General features: G+C 51.3%; 4 protein-coding genes. All 4 read right to left on the reverse strand.

Features of this window, described 5'->3' with window-relative positions; translation table 11 throughout:
* Positions 1-1,001 precede the first annotated feature (1,001 nt).
* Positions 1,002-1,640 carry a tetratricopeptide repeat protein gene (locus HQL52_06255; protein ID MBF0369042.1) on the reverse strand — a complete coding sequence of 213 codons (639 nt, stop codon included), beginning with the start codon at positions 1,638-1,640 and terminating at the stop codon, positions 1,002-1,004.
* Between the two features lie 264 nt (positions 1,641-1,904).
* The gene (locus HQL52_06260) at positions 1,905-2,462 is read right to left on the reverse strand and encodes a hypothetical protein (protein MBF0369043.1); all 558 of its coding nucleotides are present in this window, start codon (positions 2,460-2,462) and stop codon (positions 1,905-1,907) included.
* A 118-nt stretch (positions 2,463-2,580) separates the two neighbouring features.
* Positions 2,581-2,907 carry a hypothetical protein gene (locus tag HQL52_06265; protein ID MBF0369044.1) on the reverse strand — a complete coding sequence of 109 codons (327 nt, stop codon included), beginning with the start codon at positions 2,905-2,907 and terminating at the stop codon, positions 2,581-2,583.
* 96 nt (positions 2,908-3,003) lie between these two features.
* The gene (locus HQL52_06270) at positions 3,004-4,812 is read right to left on the reverse strand and encodes a cation:proton antiporter (protein ID MBF0369045.1); all 1,809 of its coding nucleotides are present in this window, start codon (positions 4,810-4,812) and stop codon (positions 3,004-3,006) included.
* Between the last annotated feature and the right edge of the window lie 559 nt (positions 4,813-5,371).

The raw sequence follows: 5,371 nt of genomic DNA on the forward strand, positions 1-5,371 counted from the left end.
CCTAGAATCACCAGCATCCATCTGGTTTGTCGTAAAAGAGATTTCATGATAATCGGCCAATCCAATAGGTGCTCCGGCACCCAGTTTTTTTTGGATAATGATTGACGAAAATACTCCATGATACCAATGGAGTGTAAAAATAAAGCGTTAAATGATTCCGCAAGCTCCAGGCCGTTTCAGATTCCTCAACCTGGGATACTTTGACTTGTTGTATTGGAACCATCCATCCTCTTGCCACTGTTGACCTTCCAAGGGATGGATGGATGCGTATAATAAAACAGGGCCGAAGCCCGTGGCATCGTCGTTTTTGTTTTTGTCCACGAATCGACCAAACGGTTTCACACCAGGGAATCTTTTGTTTGGGTCGCAGAATTGACCGTTGGAAGGGGTGACTTTTTCTGAGAGGGGAGCGCCTGGACAGCAAAAAACTTTACTTGTCTCAGGGTGGGTTGCCGGGGAGTTGGTGTATTCAGAGTTTTCCCCCCAGGGTGATGGAAAGCCCTGGCTGGTTTGCCAGCCAAAATAGCCAGGAAGAGATTGTGTTTTATGATAAGGGGAGCGTCCTTCCATGGCAGTGGATGCCAACCGGGAGAAGGGGCGGATAGCGGTTGGGGGCGGCACAGAAGTGTAGCCACTGCAGGTTTTATTTTGACGCTTTTTCATAGTTAAGGTTTTGTCTAATGGATTCCCTGTTATTAATATCCTGATATTATATGTTTGTTTGGATCAATTTTTCAATAGAGAAAAATGGGTGCCTTCCAGGCTCTGGTTACAGAAGGTGTTTTTCGGAGCAGTTTTATTGGTGGGTCTATGGTCTTTTGGACTGGTTTGAGGAAGTTGAAAGGTCGCCATCGATTAATTGGTGTTCGATATTTGGGCGGATCTGTTTTCAATTATGATCTTCGCGAATAGTGTTGGAAGTACCACCTTTCCGGTCTTGCTTGCTAAGACTGTCTGAGATATTATGGATTGTTTGTTATAGGAAAATAATTGGTATTGCGTTATTTGTTCTGGAGGGTTGACAGAGTGGCCAGGATTTTTTTGGGCCCCGGGGCCTGGGGGCGGATTTCTGAAGCTTTACCAAAGGCATGGATAGCTGAATCCAGGTCGTTCAACTGGCGGAAGGCGCTTCCCAGATTGCACCAGGATTCAAAGCCGTTGGGATTGATTGTAAGGGCATGACGATAGGTGGCGACTGCGGCCTGATGTTCGCCATTTTTCCAAAGATCGATCCCCAGATTGTTCCAGGCAATATAATAATCGGGTTTGATTTCGATAGCGGCGCGATAATAGTGAATGGCTGCCACCAGTTCCTGTTTTCTGCCGTGGCTGTTACCTAAAAAAAACCAGGATTTTTCTGCTCTGGGGCGGATTGCAATGGCTTTTTTATAGGCGAGAATCGCTTCATCCAGGGCTTGGGGGTCGTAGCCATTCACATATCCTTTTCGCTCCCAAGCCTCTCCCAAGGTGAACCAAGCCATAAAATCATGACTCTTGACCCGGACCACCGGCTTAAGAATCCGTATGGCCTGATCCAATTGATTGCGCTCCTTCAAGGCCGCACCCAGCTTGAGCCAAGCCTCGAAATCAAGGGGATTGCCTTCAGCAGCTTGGGTCAGAGTGAGCAGTTCGTGGTCCATGGTGAGGGCTTTGCTGATAAAGGGATCTGGGGAACCAGCACCATCCTGGCGACTTGTTCAAGAGGGGGTGCGTGATTGGCCAATCTGCGAAGGTGAAGCCATCTTCAGCCTCGTGTCATTGTAGAGGGTTGGCCGGAGACGATTCGCCTGTTCAGGGGGTATCTCTGATTGCGTATCGTACAGTTGCCCAACGGCTGGATCCAGGTTGAAAGGTGTTTCATCGCGGGGGGAGAGGGCGTTTCCTCCCCCCGTTTGATCATTGGATCAATTGTTTTCCCGGTAGGCCCAATCGAGCCAGGTTTCAATCTTTTCCCGATCCCCATCCAGGGTGAGGCAGAGGGCTTCATAAATCGGCAGATCCGCTATTTTTTGCGCTTCCTGGCTTTCATCGATCCGAAAAGCAAAAACAGCATGGAAGTTTTCCTTGGGGCGGGAGACAGTCAGATAAATACCAAAAAGTGCTCCCCGATCCCGATGACCTTGCCAATGGGTCAGCTCATGCCAGAGGGATTGGCCAAAGGCCTCTTCGTTGAATTCTGTCGGTTCAAAATGAAAGAGACAGGCTTTTTTCTCCAGCCAGCCCCCCACGATCCACGGCCTGATCCACACCGCATCCTGGGTGCCATCTTCTTCCAATTCTGCCAGATGACGTCGATAGTGGTCATGCTTTTTCCAGCTGTTGAGGTCGTGCCCCGACATGGGGACAAGGAAATGTTTTTGCGCCACCCCCAACGCTTTGATCGCCAAATGCTCGGTATCAGCGAGGCTTGTTTCGGTGTGTTCCACTGGATTTGATGGCCACTCATAATCATGACGTTTCATGGCACCCACTCCTGATTTGAGCTTTTCTCTCCATTAGAGGGAACCGTTCCCTCTGGTTACGTTTGCTGTTGACCTTTGCCGGTCAGCTCACTCCATCCGACCAAAAGTGTTTTCTCTGCTACAGCCCCACCATGCGCGCATGCAGCTGTGGGTTGATTTCAGCTGGGAGGCCGAAGGGAAAGAGGTTTTGATTTTCGATTGTTTTCAGGATCAATCGGGACGATATTTTGAAAGTATCGTAGTGGATGACCAGCAGATGGGGATGGCTGGGGTGTAGGAGCACTTTTTCGACCCCATCCAGCTTGATCAAAGCCTCTTCCACGATTTTCAGGCCTTCGGTGGAGAGTTCTTCTTCGATGTGCAGGGTAATATCCCCGATTCGCTGATCTTTTGGAACATAGGTGGATTTGGTGCGGATGATAAGAGGTGCATCTATTCGGAGCATGGCCAATTCCCCCTTGTTGGAAACAGTGGTCCAAACCTTGATCTTTTGGACTCTATTGCAAGGGGGGTGGTTCCGGAAAATCGGTGGGGGAATCGGCTATTTTTCAGGGCCATTTGCGCTTGTCAGGGGTGGGGCGGAGGAGATCTCGATGATGGGATGGGCCAAGCGGCGCTGTTCAAAGGGGGTGGCCAACTCTTCCGGTTCACACTCCCGGCACACCTTGGGGGCGTAGGGGCGAACCATTTCACAGGTCAAGGCGTGATCGATGAGGATGCGAGCCACTTCCCGACGCTCCTCCACGAAGCTTTTAATGGGAATCTCTTTGAAAAGATCCCGCTCCAGCTCGCCTGCAATTCGCACCACGATGAGGGGTTCTTCCGCCACATCGGCGATGGCTTCACTCACCAGTCGAATGGCCCGTTCATCTTCCAGGGCGATGATCACGGCACCGGCATCCCTGACATGGGCTTTTTCCAGAATGGTCTGCTGGGCAGCGTTGCCGAATATCACCGCATCTCCCCGGTCGATCCCCTCCTGTACGGTTTGCCGGTGATGCTCGATGGCGACACAGGGATATTCCAACTCACCGAGCTGTTTCATGACGTTGCGTCCCAATTGCCCATAACCACACACCACGATATGGCTGTGTTCCAGCTCCACGGTGGTGCACACCTCGGCCCCGCACACCACCAGACGATTGCTCTCAACACTGGGCTCTCCCACGGGCCAGGGGCGTTGATCCTCGGGCTCTTTTTGGACCAATAGGGCCAGGCGTTCGAGGTTTTTCAGGATAAACGGGGTGAGGGCCATGGAGACGGCGACGATGATGATGAGCAATTGGTTGGTGTCGGGATCCAGCAGTCCGGAGTTGCTGGCGGTGGCGAAAACAGCAAAGGAAAAGCCCCCTCCCTGGGCCAGTGCCAGGCCGGTTTTGAAGGCGACATCCAGGGGTTTGGCCAAGCGGACCAGAATGGCAATCAGGAGCCCTTTGAGGAGAATCAAGCCCCCGGTGAGGAGGAGAACCTGTTGCCAATGATCGAGCAAAAAGGTCAGTTCGATCTGCATGCCGACGGTAACGAAAAAGACCCCCAGGAGGAGATCCCGAAAGGGAATGAGGTCGGATTCGATCTGATAGCGATATTTGGTTTCGGCGATCATGAGGCCGGCAAAAAAGGCCCCCAGGGAGTAGCTGAGACCCAGGGCGTGGGTGAGCCAGGCGGCTGAAATGACGATGAGCAGGATGGAGCCGACAAAGGTTTCGTGGGATTTGGCATCGCTCACCCAGGCCAAAAAGCGGGCGATGAGATATTTGCCCGTGAGATAGAGCACCAAAAAGGAGAGCATTGCCCCCCCTGCGGTTTTCAACAGCAGAATCGGCACCGATTGGCTGGCATCGGTAAAAAAGCGGATCATCAGCAGAATGGGAATGACCGCCAAATCCTGGAACAGCAGGATGCCCAGGCAGGTGCGCCCGTAGGGTTTGTCTATCTCTCTGTTTTCATTTAAAAATTGCAAAACAATGGCGGTGGAGGAGAGCGCCAATCCCGCCCCTATGACGATGGCCGTCCGCAAGTCCATCCCATACCAAACTCCCGCAATGGAACCAAACACGAGCCCGGTGATAAATACCTGGGAGCCCCCATAGAGGAGTGCTTCGTTGCGCATGGTCATCAGGTGGGCAATGGAAAACTCCAGGCCGATGGTAAACATCAAAAAGACGATGCCCATTTCGGCGATTTCGTGGAGCAGGGGATTGGAAGCGGGATCGAGATGAAACAGGGCGGTGGCGATAGCACCAGCGGTGATGTAGCCGATCAGGGTGGGGAGATCGAGCCGCCGGAAAAAGAGGTTCAGCACGATGGCAATGGCCAAGGTGGGAAGAATGATGGAAAGAATATCGCTCATGAAATGGTCTGTGACACCGGTTGAGGGTGATCCCGAGGGGTTATGGGATGGAGTCCCAGGGGCGTGGAAAAGTTTCGTTTTGCACCGCTCTCCAAAAATGTGTGTGGTGAGAGAGATGGGCAGGGAGGGGGAGTGCTCGGTCGCAAAATACCAAAAAGGAAAATTTCCATGACCGACTCTCCCCCGGGTCAGTCTGGATAGCTCATTATAAACGATACCAAGGTGATCAACCACATCCCATTCCGGTTCAGATCAAAGGGGGAGGGGGCGCAAGCGTGAGGCGAATCCATGAGGCTGATTTGAGGAATGTGTAGGATGTGTGTTGCTGAGTTTAATGTTTTATTGTTAAGTGTCGTATTGGATTTAGGTGTAGTTTTTTTTAGGTTTTATGTATTACGTTGCAGGTGTGTTGAGATAGCTTGTAGGCTGATTTGATGGATATTAAGTGCTCTACGGTGCTGTGATATGTGCGTGCAGTTTTTGTTGGACTGGCAATGTACTTATTTGTTTTGTGTAAAGAGATTATTTTGAAGTTAATGTTTGTTGCGATCATCGATGT

Source organism: Magnetococcales bacterium (assembly GCA_015232395.1).
Taxonomy (GTDB): Bacteria; Pseudomonadota; Magnetococcia; order Magnetococcales; family JADFZT01; genus JADFZT01.